We start from the raw sequence: 18,426 nt of genomic DNA, 5'->3' as shown, positions 1-18,426 counted from the left end.
GAGGTGATTTGAAAAATATGATAGCTAACATTTTTCAGGTTGAAGAGAAAATGGTAAGTTTATTTCATTCTGAAAGTGAAGCTATTATTAAAATATTAGCATACCATAAGGCATTTAATAAAATTGATAAAGTTTATATTCCAGCATTCTCTTGCACAGAGCTAGCAGATGCAGTTATATCAGCGGGATGTAAACTTGTACTATATGAAATAGATAAAGATTTAAATCCCGTAAAAGAATTATTTGAATCTATAGAAGGGAACAAAGATTTAATTTTAATACTGCCATCATTATTTGGTTTAAATCATTTAAGTGAAGATTTATATCATTACTTAGAAAAGCAGGAGTATATTGTTATATTTGATGAAGCGCAATCTTTTCCAATTACTCCACGTATTTGTGGAAAGAGTAAGAAAAAGTGGTATTCAGTTATATCCTTTGGAATTTCCAAACCAATATCATCAGTAGGTGGAGGAGCAATAATAACTCATTTTAAGGATAATGGACAAGACTTACAAGTGAAAAAAAATGATGAAAGATATTTTGGGGATCTAGTGGATGAGTTCAATGGAATTTTATTAGCTAAGTTATCACGTAATCATATATTAAGAAAATTTATTAAAGAGACATTAAAGAAACAAAAGATATATGATTCATTAGAAAAATTGCAAGAAAATTCTGTCTTTAGAAATAAAGAACCTATAGGAATTTCTACTTTTCAAGAAAAATGTGCTTGTATTCGTATTAAAGATTATATGAAATGGGCAGAAGATAAAAATATCCTCTTATTAAAAGAAGAAATTATAAAATTATTTTGCAACAAATTTGGAGAGGATTCGTTAAAGCTAATAAAATCAGCTATAAAGAATCAAAGTATATTTGCTTTATTTATAAATGAAAATAGAAGGCATGAAGTGGCAGTTAAATTATCACAAATGGGAATTGAAACAACTTTATACTATTTGCCTATTGAATTTATTAAACGTTATGAAAATAAATATATAGATGCTATTAGTAAGTGTGATTATAAAAATTCAAAAGAAATCATAGAATCAATTCTAATTTTGCCATGTAATTTAGATTATGATGCTAAAAAAATTGAAATGATGCTTGAGGAAATGGGAGGAGTTTTATAATGGATGAAAGCCAGTTAGAGTCGTTTATGTATTTTAGTCCTTTTTCATGTGAAGAATTCTGTAAATCAATAGATAAGTACTTAAGTTTTCAATATATTCCTTGCAAGATAGAGTTGAAAGCTAAAGAATATTTTGTGAATTTATTTAAAAATGAAGATGATTACTTACAGATAGGGGCAGTTGGATATGGAGGAATATTCCCTTTTCCTCATAGTGATGATGATTTTAAAGAAATAATTGATTTTATAAATAACGAGTATGGAAATATATCAAAAATGGTGCTACCTCCATTTGTTAAGGTCAATAATGATTTTTTTAATAAAGTTAGTGACAAATACAGTATTTCATACTTGGAAACTGCTGTACTAGATTTAGAAAAATATAAACAATTGTCAGATAGTATGTTTAAAGGAAGTGTAAGGACAGATATACGTTATTCAATAAAACATAATGTTACTGTTAGAGAATGTACTTCAGAAGAAGATATAGAAGAATTTTATATCTTTTATAAAGAAACTATGGATCGTGTAGGTTCAACCTATTATACACCAAAGCAGATGTTAAAAGAGTTAATTATAGATAAAAAAGCTGCATGTTTATTATTGGCTTGTCTAGACAACAAAATTATATCCGGAAGTATTTTTCTTCAAAATAAGAATCATGTATTTTATTGGATTAATGCTTCAGAATATAAATATCGTTCTTTAAGAGGAAATTATTTAATTTTAAAAACAGCTATTGATAAGGCAGCTGAAGAAAAAAAGAAATATTTCAATTTTGGATATTCACATAATGATAATATTTTAAAAACTAAACTTGGCTGGGGATGTGAATTGCAAAAATATTTTGTTTTAAATAAAAAAAATTAGAAGGGGATAGTAAAGAATGAGTATTTATGAGAATTTAATCGAAAGGAAAGCAAACCTTTGTGTAGTAGGGTTAGGATATGTAGGAATGCCTTTAGCAGTAGAGTTTGCTAATCATTTTAATGTTATTGGCTTTGATATTAATAGACATAAAGTAGATCTATATAGAGATGGTATTGATTGTACAAATGAGGTTGGAAATGATGTGATAAAAAATTCAGGAGTTAATTTTACATCTGAAGAATCAGCTTTAGATAAAGGAAGTTTCTTTGTTGTAGCTGTACCTACACCTATTCATGGTGATAATAGACCAGATTTAAAACCTTTAGTTTCAGTATCTGAGCTTATTGGAAGGCATTTGAAAAAAGGTGATTTTGTGGTGTATGAATCAACTGTTTCCCCAGGAATAACAGAAGAAGTATGTATACCTATTCTTGAAAAAGAATCTGGTTTAAAGTGTGGACAAGATTTTAAAGTTGGATATTCACCAGAGAGAATCAATCCAGGAGATAAGAAGCATAAATTAAAAAATACAGTTAAAATTGTTTCTGGAATTGATGATGAGGCTCTTGAAGTTATTGAGAAAGTGTATATGACCATTTTAGAAAATGGAGTTTATAAAGCTGAAAATATAAAAATAGCTGAAGCGGCAAAAATTATTGAAAATTCCCAAAGAGATGTAAATATCGCATTTATGAATGAGATATCAGTTATTTTCAATAAGATGGGTATAGATACATCTAAAGTATTAGATGCAGCAAAAACTAAATGGAATTTTCAAAGGTTTAACCCTGGTTTAGTAGGGGGACATTGCATAGGTGTTGATCCTTATTATCTAATTTATGCTTCAGAGCGTAAAGGATATAAGCCAGAATTATTGTCAGCAAGCAGAAAAGTAAATGATAATATGGGAAAATTTATATCCCAACTCGTTATAAAAAAAATGATTGAAAATAATATGTTTATCTCTAATGCAAAAATTGGAGTGATGGGATTTGCTTTTAAAGAAAATTGTCCAGATGTTAGAAATACAAAGGTTTATTCTATAATAAAATCCCTAGAGGAGTATGGAATAAATATAATTGTATCAGATGACTATGTTGATAAAGAAGAGGTAAAAAGGTATTACGATATAGATTTAGTACCAGAGAGTTCTGTTAAAGATATTGACGTATTGATTGTAGCAGTTTCTCATAATAATTACTTAAAATACGATAATGAAAAATTAAATGAGAAGTTTAATAGGGATAGTTCCAATAAACTCTTAGTTGATATAAAAGGAATTTTCCGTAATAATGCTGCAATAAAAAATCAGTTTAAATATTGTTCATTATAACTTTTACAAAGAATAGAAGATAAGAAAGGAAGATAAAAATGAAATCTGCGTATTTTATTCCTACCAATAGAAAGATAGAAAGGTGTGCTAATAGCTATATTAAAGAGATAGTTTATGCAAAAGAAAATTATTCTCTAGATATACCTTTTATAGTTGTTGAAACTAATGACTTTGATTTTGTAAAAGAAAATCACAAAGTTTTAGCTAATTTGAAAAAACAGTATCCAAATGTTGAGATTATTCATATGACTACGGATATTCAAAAAAAATATTTTGATAAATTATTTGAGGGCATAGAAAGTGGAGAGCAAATAAAAAACATATTTACTAATACTGAATCAAATTATGGTACAACTATGAATAAAATTTCTCTATTAACTTGTTCATTAGGAGCAGAAGCCTTTCATAGGAGAGATTCAGATACATGCTTAATATTTGATGAAATGTCAGATGTTCGTAACGTTTATCCAATAGAATATGAATTGAAGTATTTAGGAAAAAGGATTAAAGAATTGGCGGATAAAGGGATCAGTGTACCTAATGAGGTTAATAAGGATAAAGAAATTACGGTTGTAGGCGGTAATTACTTTGGTGAATGGAATCTTGATGTTAAAGACTTTGCTAGAAAATCTTTTGAAATTATATATAAGTTATATGAATTACTAGGGTTTGAAAAAGATAGTATCAAGGAAATATGCGATGAGGCTTTTAGATTTGATGTACAATTTGAAGATAGAGATAAATTAACATTAGTTACTTCAGTTAATGATGGACTGAACCCTGATTGTGGTAATGTGGCTGTATATAAATTATTTGAGTACTTACCTAATGTTCCAGGGAAAAATACATTAGCTGCTGATTATTTTATGTTTGATACTGCAACAGCGCTAGGATTACCATCTCTTCATCATACTCGTGCTGTATTTCATGAATATCATTCAGAAAGATTTGAATTTGAAAGAAAAAATCGTTACTGGTATGGTGTAGCTAAGTTTGCTGATTATTTCAATAATTATGGAACTATATATAATGATAATATTAATGACGAATTTAGTTCAGAAAAAAAATTAATCTCTGAACCTATTATGAATATGCTTAAAGAAAGCATATCAGAATTTGAAAATCTAAGCAAAGATGAACGTATTGATAGAATTAAGCAGATAGCAAGTCAGGTATTGATTCCCTTTGATGAGTCTTACGGAAAGATTGGTGAAAATTTATTAAAAAATGCAGAAGGATATATTAATGAAGCTGATGATGATTATAAAAAGCATATAATGTTACTTGATAATTGGAATTCTATAATTTCAAAGGCAAAAACAATTGATATAAGAAAATTTATTGGAGGATTTAATGAATAGTAGATATAAGAAAATTTTGATGCTAGCATTACCTATAGTTATTCAAGAAATTGTTTTTCAGATACAAGGAATTGTAGATAAAATGTTTCTTGGGAAAATTGATTTTAGTTTTATATCAGTAATTGGTAATGTAACATACCCATTAAATATTACTTATGCGATTATTATCGCAGTTTGTACAGGTGTAACAATATTAATTGGTCAAAACCATGAATCAAAAGATAAGGTATCAAGATATACCATTGCAGCACTTAAATACAATTTACTATTTGGGGTACTTATATTTATACTATGGAAGTTTATTTCTAAACCTTTGTTTGGAATAATTGATGTAAGTCCAACTCTTTTACCTATGTGTATGGATTATATGTTTTATATTTCATTTTACTTAATTTTATGTGGCGTTGATTCAACACTTCAATCACTATCACAAGGTTTAGGGGTAACATATCCTATACTATACGGATCAATTATTAAGGTTGTAGTAAACATAATTTTAGACTGGCTGTTTATATGTGAGCCTTTTGGCATTCCTTGTTTTGGAATAAAAGGGGCTGCAATAGCAACTGCAATAGCAAATTCTGTGGGTACCATATACTTGTTTTGGTATCTTTTGATGCACAAGTCTGTAATTAATTTAAAGATAAAAAGTTCACTTTCAAGTGATATAAAGCATTTTGTGGAAATATTAAAGCTAGGGCTTCCAACTAGTGCTGAATCACTATTTTGGTATGTTGGAAGTTTTGTTGTAACAAAATTTCTAAATATATTAAGTGAAAATGAGGTTGGTATTTATTCCTTGATTACAAGTATTGAAATGCTTTTATATGTGTTTTGTACCGCTTTTGGTACTGCAACGCTAAGTTTAATAAGTCGTAATATAAGTAAATCAAAAAGTAATGAAATTAGAAATATTTTTGGTGATTGTTTAAAGTTTAATCTTTTAATTATATGTAGTTTATCAGTAATTTCTTATATAGCTAGATATCAGATATTAAATATATTTACAAATGAAACTTCAATTATTATTCAGTCTAATATATATTTAATTGTAATGTTTGTAACATTAATTCCTAAAACCTTGAATGTAATAATAGGAAGTAGTATACGTGCTATGGGAAATGTTAAGTGGATGTTACTAACTCAAATCATTGGAACATCTATTACAGTAGTTGTGTCATATTTACTAGTATTTAAAGTTGGCATTGGAACATTAGGAGTATTTATTACATTTTTCATTGATGAACTGGTTAGATCCATTATAAATTATATAAAATTTCATTACATGACTAACAATATATCAGCTAATTCCCCTGTTGCGATTTAAGGAGATGATATTAAATTATGGATAAAGTATTAGTTAGTGTTATAATTCCCACATATAATAGGGAAAAAACATTACCGAGATCTATAAACTCAGTACTTAATCAAACGGTTGAAAATTTTGAACTATTAATAGTTGATGATAGAAGTACTGACAATACAAAAGATATGATTACGGAATATATGAAGAAAGACAAAAGAATAAAATATATAGTAAATACAAATAAAAAAGGTGTAGCAGGTGCTAGAAATAGCGGAATTAAAAATTCAGTTGGTAAATATATTGCTTTTTTAGATTCTGATGATGAATGGGAATGTTTTCACTTAGAAAAATCAATAGAATTAATTGAGAAAACAAATTCTACCGTATGTTTTGCTTATTGGCATGAGAAACATGGTGATTCAATCGAGGACATTGGTGATTCAGAAGAGATAAAAATGAAATTAAATTCTGCTGTACAAGCTTCATGTGTCACTGATTATAATGATTATTTTTGTTTAGAAAAAAGTTTTTTAGAATTTTCAATAATCAATTATTTTTATTGTTATCATATAAATACTCTAGTTATGGAAAGAGAAAATATAAATATAACAGGAAAATTTAGAGAAGATTTATTTACAAGTGAAGATGTAGATTTAGTATTAAGAATTATTGATAAGTGTAAGGTTGTCATACACAAGAAAGCTCATTTTATTTATTATGATGATGGTGATAATAATTTGTATTCTTATATTGATAGAGAAAACGTAGAAATTTCTAAAGTGATGAAAGATAAAGAAATTGTAGCTAAACTCACTTTTGATGGAGAAAATAAAAATAATATGAGAAAATATTTAAAGCTGTTGGTTAATAAATCTGATAATATAAAAAATAGAACAAGGTGTATTGATATTATTAACAAGCGTATAGAAGAAAAATATTATACATTAGCATTTATCAATTCACCAGGGATTAAATCTGTAAAATATGCAAGAAAACTATTTTTCATGAATAGAAATTTTAGTAATTTCAAATTTTTCTGCAGATGTGTTTTTTCTTCCAAGAAACATGACATTTACAACTTTGATTTTAATTAATATATTTAAAGTATCTTCTCTTTTTAAATAAAAATTGTGCATTTGAAACGGTAAGATTCGACTACACCCCAAAATCCACGACAGGAATGTCGTGGATTTTTATATTTAATGAATATATTGAAGCGTTAAATAGTATATTTAAGTTAGATAAAAAGTTAGTCAATCCTATTTATATTAATATAGATGAAAGTGCATTTGATATAAAATTACAAACATTCCAGAGTGTAAAAAGTTTATGAAAGATATAATCAAACTCATCATATAAGTGGAAAATTTTTTCCCTTTTTCGGGGAATTTTTATTGACACCAACAGCTTAGACAGGGAGAGAAAAATGAACATTCCAAATTATTATTGACAAATGTGTAAGGTAAGTATATATTTATGTTAATAAAAGTATTATTTACATAAATATAGAAAAAAATAGGTTTTTATGACAAACATATCAGTTAATAAAATTGAACTTGAAGCGTAGTTGAAGTTGATTTAGAGAAGGTAAAATCTTAAGTACAACCATTTTATCCTATCAGAGCTTTGTCTTTTTTTAGTGTTATTCCGTCAAACTTCATGAGAAGAGATTGGTCATTAGGTTATGTTTGAATTAATGAAACTGCTTAAAGCATGTGGGTTCAGTGTTTTACAAAAAGAGTAATTATATATGAAAAAGGGGGGCGTTATGAAAAAATACATATTTAAATTTAAGGGTTTGCTTGCGACTACTATCTTATTAGTAAGTATAGATGCAGTTATTAGTGTAGCTATATCATTTATGCTAAAGTATATTATTGATTTAGCTGAGGGGGATAATATAAATATTTTTTTTAGAGGTGTAGTACTTTTAGGGGCTTATACAGGAGTGTCGCTAATATTTAAATTTGCATTATATATTTCTAAAGCAATATATATAAGAAAAACTATGACTTATTTAAAAAATGATATGTTTTCTAATATATTAAATAAAGATATAAAAACCTTTAATGAGCAAAATAGTGCAAACTATATTTCTTTACTTACAAATGATGTAAATATGCTAGAACAAGATTGTTTTCTTAATATGTTTAACTTAATTAACTATTTAGTATCATTTATAGCAGCGCTAATTTCTGCTATATACTTAAATTTATCAATAACTATTGCAATACTTGTCCTTGCTTTAATAGCTATGTTTATTCCAAAATTATTTGGAGGTAAATTATCAAGTAAGAAGAAAGTCTATTCAAGGTCATTAGAAGAACTTACAAGTAAAACAAAGGATATACTTTCAGGTTTTGAGGTAGTAAGAAATTTCAATATTTTCTCAAAAGCTAAAAAAATGTATAATGAAAGCAATTCTAATGTAGAGATAAAAAAACAGGAGTTTTCAATATATAACGGAATAGTTGATTGTTGTGCTGAATTTTTAGGTATTCTAATGTTTATTATTCCTTTAATATTTGGAGGATACTTATTAATAAAAAAAGAAATTACTATGGGTACATTAATAGGGTTAATTCAATTAATGAATTATTTATCTAACCCAGTTGTTCAAAGCATACAAATTATAAATAAGATTAAATCTTTAACCAGTATATCTGAGAAGATAAATTCTTTAGCAACAGGGGAATGTGAAGGTGGAGGAAAATATGAATTAACTAGTTTTGAAAAAAATATAGAGTTTAAAGATGTTTCTTTTAGCTATGATGGAAGTAAACTAGCACTAGAAAATGTTAATATAGAATTTGAAAAAGGAAAGAAATATGCCATAGTTGGAGGAAGTGGAAGCGGTAAATCTACAATCGTAAAGCTTATTTTAGGATATTACAATGATTTTAAAGGTCAAATATTTATTGATGGAATTAATAATGAAGATATAAAATTAGATGATATATACAAACATATTTCAGTAATACAACAAAATGTATTTATGTTTGATGGAACGATTAAAGATAATGTTACCTTATATCAAGACTATAGTGATGAAGAAATAATGGATGTAATAGAGAAAGCAGGACTTTCAAATCTCATAGAAAGATTACCAAATGGAATTTATGAAGAAATAGGTGAAAATGGAGGTAAATTATCAGGTGGAGAAAAGCAAAGAATAGCTATAGCTAGATCATTAATCAAGAAATCGTCTATAATGCTTCTTGATGAATCAACATCAGCTTTAGATAATGAGACTGCTTATAGTATAGAAAAATCTCTTTTACATTTAGAGGATGTGACTTTAATTGTAATTACTCATAAACTTATGGAGGATACCCTTAAGGATTATGATGAAATTATAGCAGTTAATGCAGGAAATGTAATAGAAACAGGTGATTTCTACAGTTTAATTAATAAGAAAGAGTATTTTTATAGTTTATATTATGTAGCAGAAGGATGCGAATAGATGACTATTTTGTAGATTACAATAATAGTGTAATTGATAATTTAATATAAAAAAATAGCAGATTATATATGAATTTTAATTATTCACCAAATTTATTTCAAGAGGATTTATTGAAATAAATTTGGTGTTATTTTTTTGCTTTTAAAAGAAACTAGATAGTTTTGTTTTTGCTAAATTGTATCTGATGCTTAATTAATAGGTTACATATAGCTAAATAAGGGTTAAAAGGTATAATTTTAAGCCATTTATTAAAATGAAAAGCTTGATTATTTTCAAGAATACATTATAATATAATCATATGAAAAAAATGACAAAATTGTAACAAATAACAATAATATGAGAAATATAAGGAATAATTAGTTGTAATATTAAGAGTTACAAAAATTTATAATTTAAATTGGGGAAAAATAAAAGAGGGGGCTAGGAAATGAGAGTTAATAGAAGATCTGAAATTTTTAACGATGTGAGTGATGAAGAATGGAATGATTGGAGGTGGCAATTTAAAAATAGGATTGAGACTATAGAAGAATTAAGTAAGTACATAAAATTAACTCCCGAAGAGGAAAGTGGAATAAGTGAGCTTAAAGTATTAAGAATGGCAATTACACCATATTATTTGAGTTTAATTGATGAAAATGATCCAGAAGATCCAATTAGAAAGCAAGCAATTCCGACAGTATCAGAATTACATATAGCTCCTGGAGAAAGTTTGGATCCGTTAGCAGAGGAGAATAGTTCTGTTGTAAAAGGATTGGTTCATCGATATCCTGATAGAGTATTAATGTTAATTACGGATCAATGTAGTATGTATTGTAGGCATTGTACAAGACGAAGACTTGTTGGACAAAAAGATAAAGCACTTCCTATTGATGAGGTAAATAAAGCTATAGAATACATATCTAAGACTCCTAAGATAAGAGATGTACTTATTTCAGGGGGAGACTCATTACTTGTGGGTGATGAAGAATTAGAATACATAATAAGTAAGGTAAGGGATATACCTCATGTTGAAATTATAAGATTAGGTTCAAGAGTTCCTGTAGTTATGCCACAAAGAATTACTCCTAAATTAGTTAAAATGTTATCTAAGTATCATCCAATATGGTTAAATACACAATTTAATCATCCAAATGAAATAACAGAAGATTCAAAAAGAGCATGTGAAATGTTGGCAAATGCAGGGATACCTTTAGGTAATCAATCGGTACTTTTACGAAATATAAATGATTCAGTTGATATAATGAAAAAACTGGTAAATGACTTGGTTAAGATAAGAGTTAGGCCATACTATATTTATCAATGCGATCTTTCTGTAGGTTTGGAGCATTTTAGGACATCTGTATCAAAAGGAATAGAAATTATGGAAGGATTGAGAGGTCACACATCAGGATTATGTGTACCAAGTTTTGTTGTAGATGCGCCAGGTGGTGGTGGCAAAATTCCACTAATGCCAAACTACATGATTTATCAAGGGGATAATAAAGTAGTATTAAGAAATTATGAGGGGAAAATTATAACTTATCAAGAACCAATACGCAATAATGAAAGGTGCAAATCTTGCGATAATAGAGAAGAAAATTGGATTAAACTCTCAGATATTTTAGAGTTTGAAAATGTGTAATAAAAAATATTACATAAAGTGATAAGTGAATTATATGAATGTTTTTGAAAAGGGGTGAATATTTAGTGGGATATACATGAAGTATAAGGTTCCCATTAAAGATAAAGCATGGTATTAAAAAAAGAGGGCTATGAGGAGTTATTAGTAGATAATGTTGATATTTTAACAGAAGAAGAAAAGAAGAGAATACTTTATGATTTCAATGATACATATATAGAATGTGAAAAGAATAAAACTATACATAAAATTTTTGAGAAACAAGTTGAGAAGACTCCAGACAATATTGCAGTAATATTTGATGATAAGAAGTTGACGTATAGACAATTAAATGAAAAGGCTAATAATATTGCAAGAATATTGAGGAAGAAAGGGATAAGTTCTAACAATATAGTAGCAATAATGGTTGAACGTTCTTTGGAGATGGTTATAGGGGTACTAGGTATATTGAAGGCAGGTGGCACATATTTACCTATAGATCCAGAATATCCAGAGGAAAGAATAAAGTATATTATAAATGAAGCTAAAGTTAATATGCTATTAATTCATAATAAGGTAAGGAATAAGATTCAGTTTTCAGGGGAGATAATAAATCTAGATGATGAACTATTATATAAAGGTGATGGCAGTAATTTAGGAAATATAAAATCACCTGAGGATGCGGCTTATATTATATATACATCTGGAACAACAGGAAATCCAAAAGGAATCATAACAGAGCATAGAAATGTAGTAACATATACAAATTCATTTATTAAATTATATAAATTGACTGACATTGATGCTACATTACAACAAGCATCCTTTACTTTTGACGGTTTTGTAGAAGAAATATATAGTGTTTTGTTTGTAGGTGGAAGAATAATTGTTCCTAAAAATGAAGAAGTAAAAGATGCAATAAGTTTAAGAAATTTAATAATACAATATAAGGTTACCATATTAAGTTGTTCACCATTAATTTTAAGTCAATTTAATAATCTAGATCCTATGCCATCTGTACATACTTTTTTAAGTAGTAGTGATGTTTTGAAGAGTGAATATTTTTCGAATATTATTACATATTCTAATGTATATAATATGTATGGTCCATCTGAAACTACAGTTTGTGCAACTTACTATAAATGTAATAGTAATGAAAAATCTAAAGTACTTGTTGGTAAGCCAATAAATAATTATAAGGTATATATTCTAGATAAGGATCTTAACGTTCTTCCTATAGGAGTGGCAGGAGAAGTATTTATATCAGGAGGAGGAGTATCAAGAGGATATTTAAATAATGAAAAGTTAACAAAGGAAAAGTTCCTTGAAAATCCTTTTATAGAGGGTACTAGAATGTATAGAACAGGAGATTTAGCTAAGTGGACACAAGATGGAAACATTGAACTATTGGGAAGAATAGATAAGCAAGTTAAAATAAGGGGATATAGAATAGAATTAAATGAGGTAGAAAGTGCCTTATTGAGGCATGAGTTAATAAGAGAAGTAGTAGTAATAGCTAGAGACGATATAAGTAGCAGTAAATATTTATGTGCCTATTTTGTAGCAGATAGAGAATTGACAGTAGGGGAAATGAAACAGCATTTAATGGATAAATTACCAGAGTACATGCTTCCTTCTTATTATATACAATTAGAAAAAATCCCTTTAACAATTAATGGCAAAATAGATCAAAGAGAATTACCAGAACCTTATGGAAGGATAAATACTGGAACAGAGTATAGAGCAGCAAGAACTGAAGTAGAACAAATAATATCAAAGATTTGGAGAGATATATTAAGAGTTGATAAGGTTGGAATAAATGATAATTTCTTTGAATTAGGTGGAGACTCAATTAAGGCAACTATACTTATAACTAAACTAAATAAATACGTTAATTTTAAATTAAAATTAAAAGAAATATTTAAGTTAAATACAATAAAGAAAATTAGTGAGTATATAAGTAACACGAAAAGGAATGTATATGAGTCTATAGAAAAAACTGAAGAAAAAGAATACTATAAAGTTTCTTCTGTTCAAAAGAGAATGTATATGCTTCAGCAGCACGATTTAAAAAGTACGGTATATAATGTGCCTACAGCAATTTTAATTAATGGTTCAATGTATAAAGAGAAGGTTGAAGAAGTATTTAATAATATAGTAAAAAGGCATGAAAGTTTACGAACATACTTTGAAATAAATAACGGAAATATAATTCAAAAAATACATAATAAAATAGAATTTAAGGTAGAGTATATAGAAAAAGTAAATAAGACAGCTAGTGAGATAGAGAAAACAATAAGAGAATTTATAAGACCTTTTGATTTAGGAAAGGCACCTTTATTTAGGGTAGGTCTTATAAAGATAGAGAATGAAAAATATATATTAGTATTTGATATGCATCATATAATAGCTGATGGTATGTCTATACAAATAATAGAAGAGGAATTAGTAAAACTTTATAAAGGAGATACATTAGAAGATTTAAGAATACAGTACAAGGATTATTCAGATTGGCAAAGTAAATTTTTAAAATCAGAAGAAATGGTAAAGCAAAAAGAATATTGGTTAAACAGATTTTCAGATGAAATACCAGTATTAAATATGCCAACTGACTTTGCAAGGCCAATAGTTCAAAGCTTTGAAGGTGAGACCCTTAAATTTAGCATTGATGAAGATTTAAAAGAAAAATTAAATATGATAGCAAATAAAAATAGTAATACTATGTACATGGTATTGTTAGCAGCTTTTAATGTGTTATTAAATAAATATACAGGACAAGAAGATATAGTAATAGGTTCTGTTGTTTTAGGAAGAACACGTGATGAGGTTTCAAATGTAGTAGGTATGTTTGCAAACACTCTAGCTATGAGAAATCAACCTAAGGGAGAAAAAACATTTAGAGAGTTTTTAACTGAAGTAAAGGAATGCGTGTTAGATGCTTACGAAAATCAAGATTATCAATATGAGAATTTTGTAACAAATATAGTTACTACAAGAGATACGAGCAGAAATCCAATATTTGATTTTATGTTTGGATATCAGAATATGACATCTGAGGAAGAAAGTCTAAAGGAGATAAATGGACAACTTATCATTATAAATAATAGTGAATCAAAGTTTGATATGACTTTAGAAGCAATAGAGGAGAAAAATAGAATTCAATTTACTATTGAATATTCAACAAAATTATTTAAAAAAGAAACTATTGAGGATTTTATTAGGCATTTTATAAATGTTATAAAAGAAATAACAACAAGTGTAGACAAGAAGATAAGTGATATAGAAATAATATCAGAAGAAGAGAAAAATAAACTTATATATGAATATAACAATACTTATGTGGAGTATAATTCTAACACAACATTAATGGAATTGTTTGAGAAGCAAGTTAAAAATACACCTAATAAAGTAGCAGTAGTATTTGAAGAAAAAGAATTAACATATAAGGAATTAAATAAAAGAGCCAATAAACTAGCAAGAACTTTAAGACGAAAGGGAGTTAAACCAAACTGCTTAGTAGGAGTCATGGTGGAAAGATCTCTAGAAATGATAGTAGGGATAATTGCAGTGTTAAAAGCTGGAGGAGCTTATGTACCAATAGATCCTCATTATCCAGAAGACAGAATAGAGTACATTGTTAATGATAGTAAAATGAATATATTTATAACACAAAATAAATTCATGAAAAAAGTAAAATTAAATGGAGATATATTAGATATAGAAGATAAATCTATATATGAAGAAGATGATAATGATTTAGTAAAGGTAAATTTACCAGAGCATTTAGCTTATATAATATATACTTCTGGAAGCACAGGAAAACCAAAGGGAGTAATTATTACTCATGGTTCGGTAATAAATACAATTTTGGATATTAATCAGAAATTTAATATTAATGAAGAAGATAAAATAATAGGCTTATCATCAGTATGTTTTGACTTATCTGTATTTGATATATTTGGTGCTTTAATTGTAGGAGCAACTTTAGTAGAGATTAAAGATCAGAGAGATGCAAATGAGATAATAGAGGTATTAGAAAAACATAGTATAACAGTATGGAATTCAGTACCTGCAATAATGTATATGCTTATAAAAAGTGTAAAAGATGAATTCTTAAATAAAAGCTTGAAATTAGTGATGCTAAGTGGAGATTGGATTCCTTTAGAATTGCCTAATGAAATAAAAAAACATTTTTCAAATGCTGAGACAATAAGTTTAGGTGGGGCTACAGAAGCATCAATTTGGTCCATATATTATCCAATTAAAGAGGTTAAAGACGAATGGGTTAGTATTCCATATGGAATGCCATTAGCTAATCAAAAGTATTATGTTCTTGGAAAGCAAATGGAAGTATGTCCTTATGGGGTAACAGGTGAATTATATATTGGTGGTATTGGTTTAGCTAATGGATATATTAATGATATAGAAAAAACTAAGAAAGCATTTATAATGCATGATGAATTTGGAATGTTGTATAGGACTGGTGATTGGGGAAGATTCAATAGGGATGGATATATAGAATTTTTAGGTAGAAGAGATGAGCAAGTAAAAATTAGAGGCTATAGAATTGAACTTGGTGATATAGAGGATAATCTTAAAAAACATCCAGTTATAAGAAATGCGGTTGTATTACAAAAAGAGTCTAAGGAAAAGGGTAAGTATATAGCTGCATATGTAGAAACAGATATAAACAATTTCCCTATAATTGATGGAAAAGTAAGATATACACTTCCTAATAATATGTCCATAGCTCATCTTAATAAAAATGAAACTGACTTTATGTATAAAGAAATCTTTGAGGATCAAAACGATTTAAAACATGGTATCAGCATTAAAGATGGAGATTGCATATTTGATATAGGTGCCAATATAGGTTTATTTAGTTTATTAATAAATAACATATGCAAGAATGTAAAAGTTTTTGCTTTTGAACCTATACCAGATTTATTTAATTTACTAGAAATTAATGCAAGATTGTACGGAACAGACACGAAGGTATTTAATTGTGGACTTTCAAATAAAAATACAGAAACGGTGTTTACATTCTATCCAAAAGCTTCAATTATGTCTAATAAATATGGAAATATAGAAAGTGATAAAGAAACTTTTATTCAAACACTGAAAAGTGATGAAGAAACAGTAAATGAAGAGCAAGAAAATTATTATAGTGAGATGTTAGAAGGTAGATTTGAAGCAAAAGAGATTGTTTGTAAAATGAAAACTATATCTGAAATAATTAAAGAAAACAATATAGATAAAATTAATTTATTAAAAATTGATGTAGAAAAAAGTGAGATGGATGTTTTAGATGGTATTTCAGATAGAGATTGGGACAAAATCGAACAGGTAGTCGTTGAAGTAAATGATTCAAATGGCAGATTAAATACAGTAGTAAATTTATTTGAGGGACATGGATATAAAGTTCAGACTGATAAAGATAGCGAATTTGAAAATACTAATATATATAATGTTTTTGCTATAAAAAAGCAGGAAGATATTAGTTCAACAGTTTATGAAGAGGATTACTATGAACCAAGAAAAATAAATATTTTGGATAATCAAATTATTACAAAGAATAATTTGTGCACTTTTCTAAAAGAGAAATTGCCAGAGTATATGGTTCCTAACTATTTTGTTCAGGTAGAGAAGATGCCATTAACAGCAAATGGTAAGATAGATAGAAAAGAATTACTTAAGTTAGAAGAAAATATGATAATATCTGCAGAATATATAGAACCAAGGAATGAGATAGAAGAAAGGCTTAGTGTTATATGGAATGAAATATTAGGTATCAAAAATATAAGTGTAAAGGACAACTTTTTTCAAATTGGAGGTCATTCTTTAAAATTAACAATGCTTATGACAAGCATACATAGGGAGTTTGAAGTTAAGATATCACTAAGTGAATTATTCAAAGTTGCAACAATAGAAGATCAAGCAGAATATATACAGGCAGCATCAATAACAAGATATATGGAAATAGAAAAAGTGGAAGAAAGAGAGTATTATCCATCATCTTCAGCGCAAAAGAGAATGTATATAATTCAAGAATCTAATAAAAATAAAACTAATTATAATATTCTAGATACAATTTTATTAGTTGGAGAACTAGATAAAGAAAAACTTAATGAAACATTCAGGAAACTAATAATAAGACATAAATCACTAAGAACAAGCTTTGAAATTTCAGATGGAGAAGTAGTTCAAAAAATATGTAAAGACTTTGAATTTAATATAGAAAATTATGAGGTTAAGGACGAAAGTGAAGTAGAAGCTATTATTAGTAGTTTTATAAGGCCATTTAATTTAAGTAAAGCTCCATTAATTAGGGTTGGACTTATAAAGATTGAAGATAGTAAGCATATTCTTATGATAGATATGCATCATATAATTTGTGATGGAGTTTCAACGGAAATAATTATAGATGAGATAGGGAGAATCTATGAAGGGGAGAAGTTAGAGGAATTACCAATACAATATGTAGATTATGCAGTATGGCAAAATAAAAATAAAGAAGATATAAATGAAAAACAGAAAGAGTACTGGTTAGAAAGATTTTCTGGAGAAATTCCTGTATTAAATTTTCCAACAGATTATGTTAGACCAGTAGTGCAAAGCTTTGAAGGTGAAACATTAAGTTTTAGTATAAATAAGAATTTAGCACAGAAATTAAACAAAATAGCAGAAGAAAATAACTCTACATTATATATGGTTTTACTATCCACATTAAATGTATTATTGCATAAGTATACAGGGCAAGAAGATATAATTATAGGATCTCCTGTTGCAGGAAGAACACATGGAGATTTAGAAAAAGTAGTTGGAATGTTTGTAAATACATTAGCCATGAGAAATAAACCAACTGGAGAAAAAACTTTCAAGGAATTCTTGAAAGAAGTAAGAGAAAATTCATTTAATGCTTATGAAAATCAAGATTATCAATATGAAGAGTTGGTAGAAAATCTTAAATTGAAAAAGGATACAAGCAGGAATCCTTTATTTGATGTAATGTTTGCAATGGAAAATATAAATTCGAAAGATTTAACAATAAGCAAAATAAAATCTCAAAACTATAATTACGAAGAAAAAGTATCGAAATTTGATATAACGTTATTTGCAATAGAAAAGCAAGAGAAATTACTATTCAATCTAGAATATTCAACAAAGTTATTCAAGAGAGAAAGTATGTATAGATTTGCTAATCATTTATTAAATTTAATTCAAGGAATAATTGATAATGTAAATGAAAAAATCTCTGAAATTAGTATTACATCAGATGAAGAAAAGCAAAAATTATTATATGAATTCAATGATACTTATACAGAATATCCAAGGAACAAAACAATTTGTGAATTGTTTGA

10 protein-coding genes are annotated in these 18,426 nt (G+C 27.4%); all 10 read left to right on the top strand.

Features of this window, described 5'->3' with window-relative positions:
• Positions 1–17 precede the first annotated feature (17 nt).
• Positions 18–1,136 carry a DegT/DnrJ/EryC1/StrS family aminotransferase gene (locus FAY47_RS09255; RefSeq protein ID WP_143316428.1) on the top strand — a complete coding sequence of 373 codons (1,119 nt, stop codon included), beginning with the start codon at positions 18–20 and terminating at the stop codon, positions 1,134–1,136.
• On the top strand, positions 1,136–2,005 hold the full coding sequence (locus tag FAY47_RS09250; RefSeq protein ID WP_143316427.1) for a GNAT family N-acetyltransferase: 870 nt from the start codon (positions 1,136–1,138) through the stop codon (positions 2,003–2,005). Before FAY47_RS09255 ends, FAY47_RS09250 begins: the two co-directional genes overlap by 1 nt.
• Before the next feature lie 16 nt (positions 2,006–2,021).
• Positions 2,022–3,338 carry a nucleotide sugar dehydrogenase gene (locus FAY47_RS09245; protein WP_143316426.1) on the top strand — a complete coding sequence of 439 codons (1,317 nt, stop codon included), beginning with the start codon at positions 2,022–2,024 and terminating at the stop codon, positions 3,336–3,338.
• Positions 3,339–3,376: 38 nt separating this feature from the next.
• Complete coding sequence (locus FAY47_RS09240; protein WP_143316425.1) at positions 3,377–4,699, top strand: DUF6271 family protein; 1,323 nt, start codon at positions 3,377–3,379, stop codon at positions 4,697–4,699.
• Positions 4,692–6,026, top strand: coding sequence for an MATE family efflux transporter (locus FAY47_RS09235; RefSeq protein ID WP_143316424.1), 1,335 nt, complete (start codon positions 4,692–4,694; stop codon positions 6,024–6,026). Before FAY47_RS09240 ends, FAY47_RS09235 begins: the two co-directional genes overlap by 8 nt.
• 17 nt (positions 6,027–6,043) lie before the next feature.
• On the top strand, positions 6,044–7,099 hold the full coding sequence (locus FAY47_RS09230; protein WP_143316423.1) for a glycosyltransferase family 2 protein: 1,056 nt from the start codon (positions 6,044–6,046) through the stop codon (positions 7,097–7,099).
• 86 nt (positions 7,100–7,185) lie between these two features.
• A complete protein-coding gene (locus FAY47_RS20630) occupies positions 7,186–7,338 on the top strand; it encodes a hypothetical protein (protein ID WP_207706233.1) in 153 nt (50 codons plus the stop codon).
• A 435-nt stretch (positions 7,339–7,773) separates the two neighbouring features.
• Positions 7,774–9,468 carry an ABC transporter ATP-binding protein gene (locus tag FAY47_RS09225; protein WP_185966778.1) on the top strand — a complete coding sequence of 565 codons (1,695 nt, stop codon included), beginning with the start codon at positions 7,774–7,776 and terminating at the stop codon, positions 9,466–9,468.
• A gap of 427 nt (positions 9,469–9,895) precedes the next feature.
• On the top strand, positions 9,896–11,089 hold the full coding sequence (ablA, locus tag FAY47_RS09220; RefSeq protein ID WP_143316421.1) for a lysine 2,3-aminomutase: 1,194 nt from the start codon (positions 9,896–9,898) through the stop codon (positions 11,087–11,089).
• Positions 11,090–11,197: 108 nt separating this feature from the next.
• A partial coding sequence (locus tag FAY47_RS09215; protein ID WP_143316420.1) for a non-ribosomal peptide synthetase occupies positions 11,198–18,426 on the top strand: 7,229 nt, incomplete at its 3' end.

This window comes from Clostridium sp. HBUAS56017, assembly GCF_007115085.1.
In the GTDB taxonomy this organism is placed as follows: domain Bacteria; phylum Bacillota; class Clostridia; order Clostridiales; family Clostridiaceae; genus Clostridium; species Clostridium cibarium.
This window is presented reverse-complemented; position numbering and strand designations above follow the sequence as displayed.

Bases quoted from the DNA above. Each gene is read 5' to 3' on its own strand.
- FAY47_RS09255 (WP_143316428.1), top strand. From the start codon at position 18: ATGATAGCTAACATTTTTCAGGTTGAAGAGAAAATGGTAAGTTTATTT.
- FAY47_RS20630 (WP_207706233.1), top strand. From the start codon at position 7,186: ATGTCGTGGATTTTTATATTTAATGAATATATTGAAGCGTTAAATAGT.
- FAY47_RS09245 (WP_143316426.1), top strand. From the start codon at position 2,022: ATGAGTATTTATGAGAATTTAATCGAAAGGAAAGCAAACCTTTGTGTA.
- FAY47_RS09250 (WP_143316427.1), top strand. From the start codon at position 1,136: ATGGATGAAAGCCAGTTAGAGTCGTTTATGTATTTTAGTCCTTTTTCA.
- FAY47_RS09230 (WP_143316423.1), top strand. From the start codon at position 6,044: ATGGATAAAGTATTAGTTAGTGTTATAATTCCCACATATAATAGGGAA.
- FAY47_RS09235 (WP_143316424.1), top strand. From the start codon at position 4,692: ATGAATAGTAGATATAAGAAAATTTTGATGCTAGCATTACCTATAGTT.
- FAY47_RS09225 (WP_185966778.1), top strand. From the start codon at position 7,774: ATGAAAAAATACATATTTAAATTTAAGGGTTTGCTTGCGACTACTATC.
- FAY47_RS09240 (WP_143316425.1), top strand. From the start codon at position 3,377: ATGAAATCTGCGTATTTTATTCCTACCAATAGAAAGATAGAAAGGTGT.
- ablA (WP_143316421.1), top strand. From the start codon at position 9,896: ATGAGAGTTAATAGAAGATCTGAAATTTTTAACGATGTGAGTGATGAA.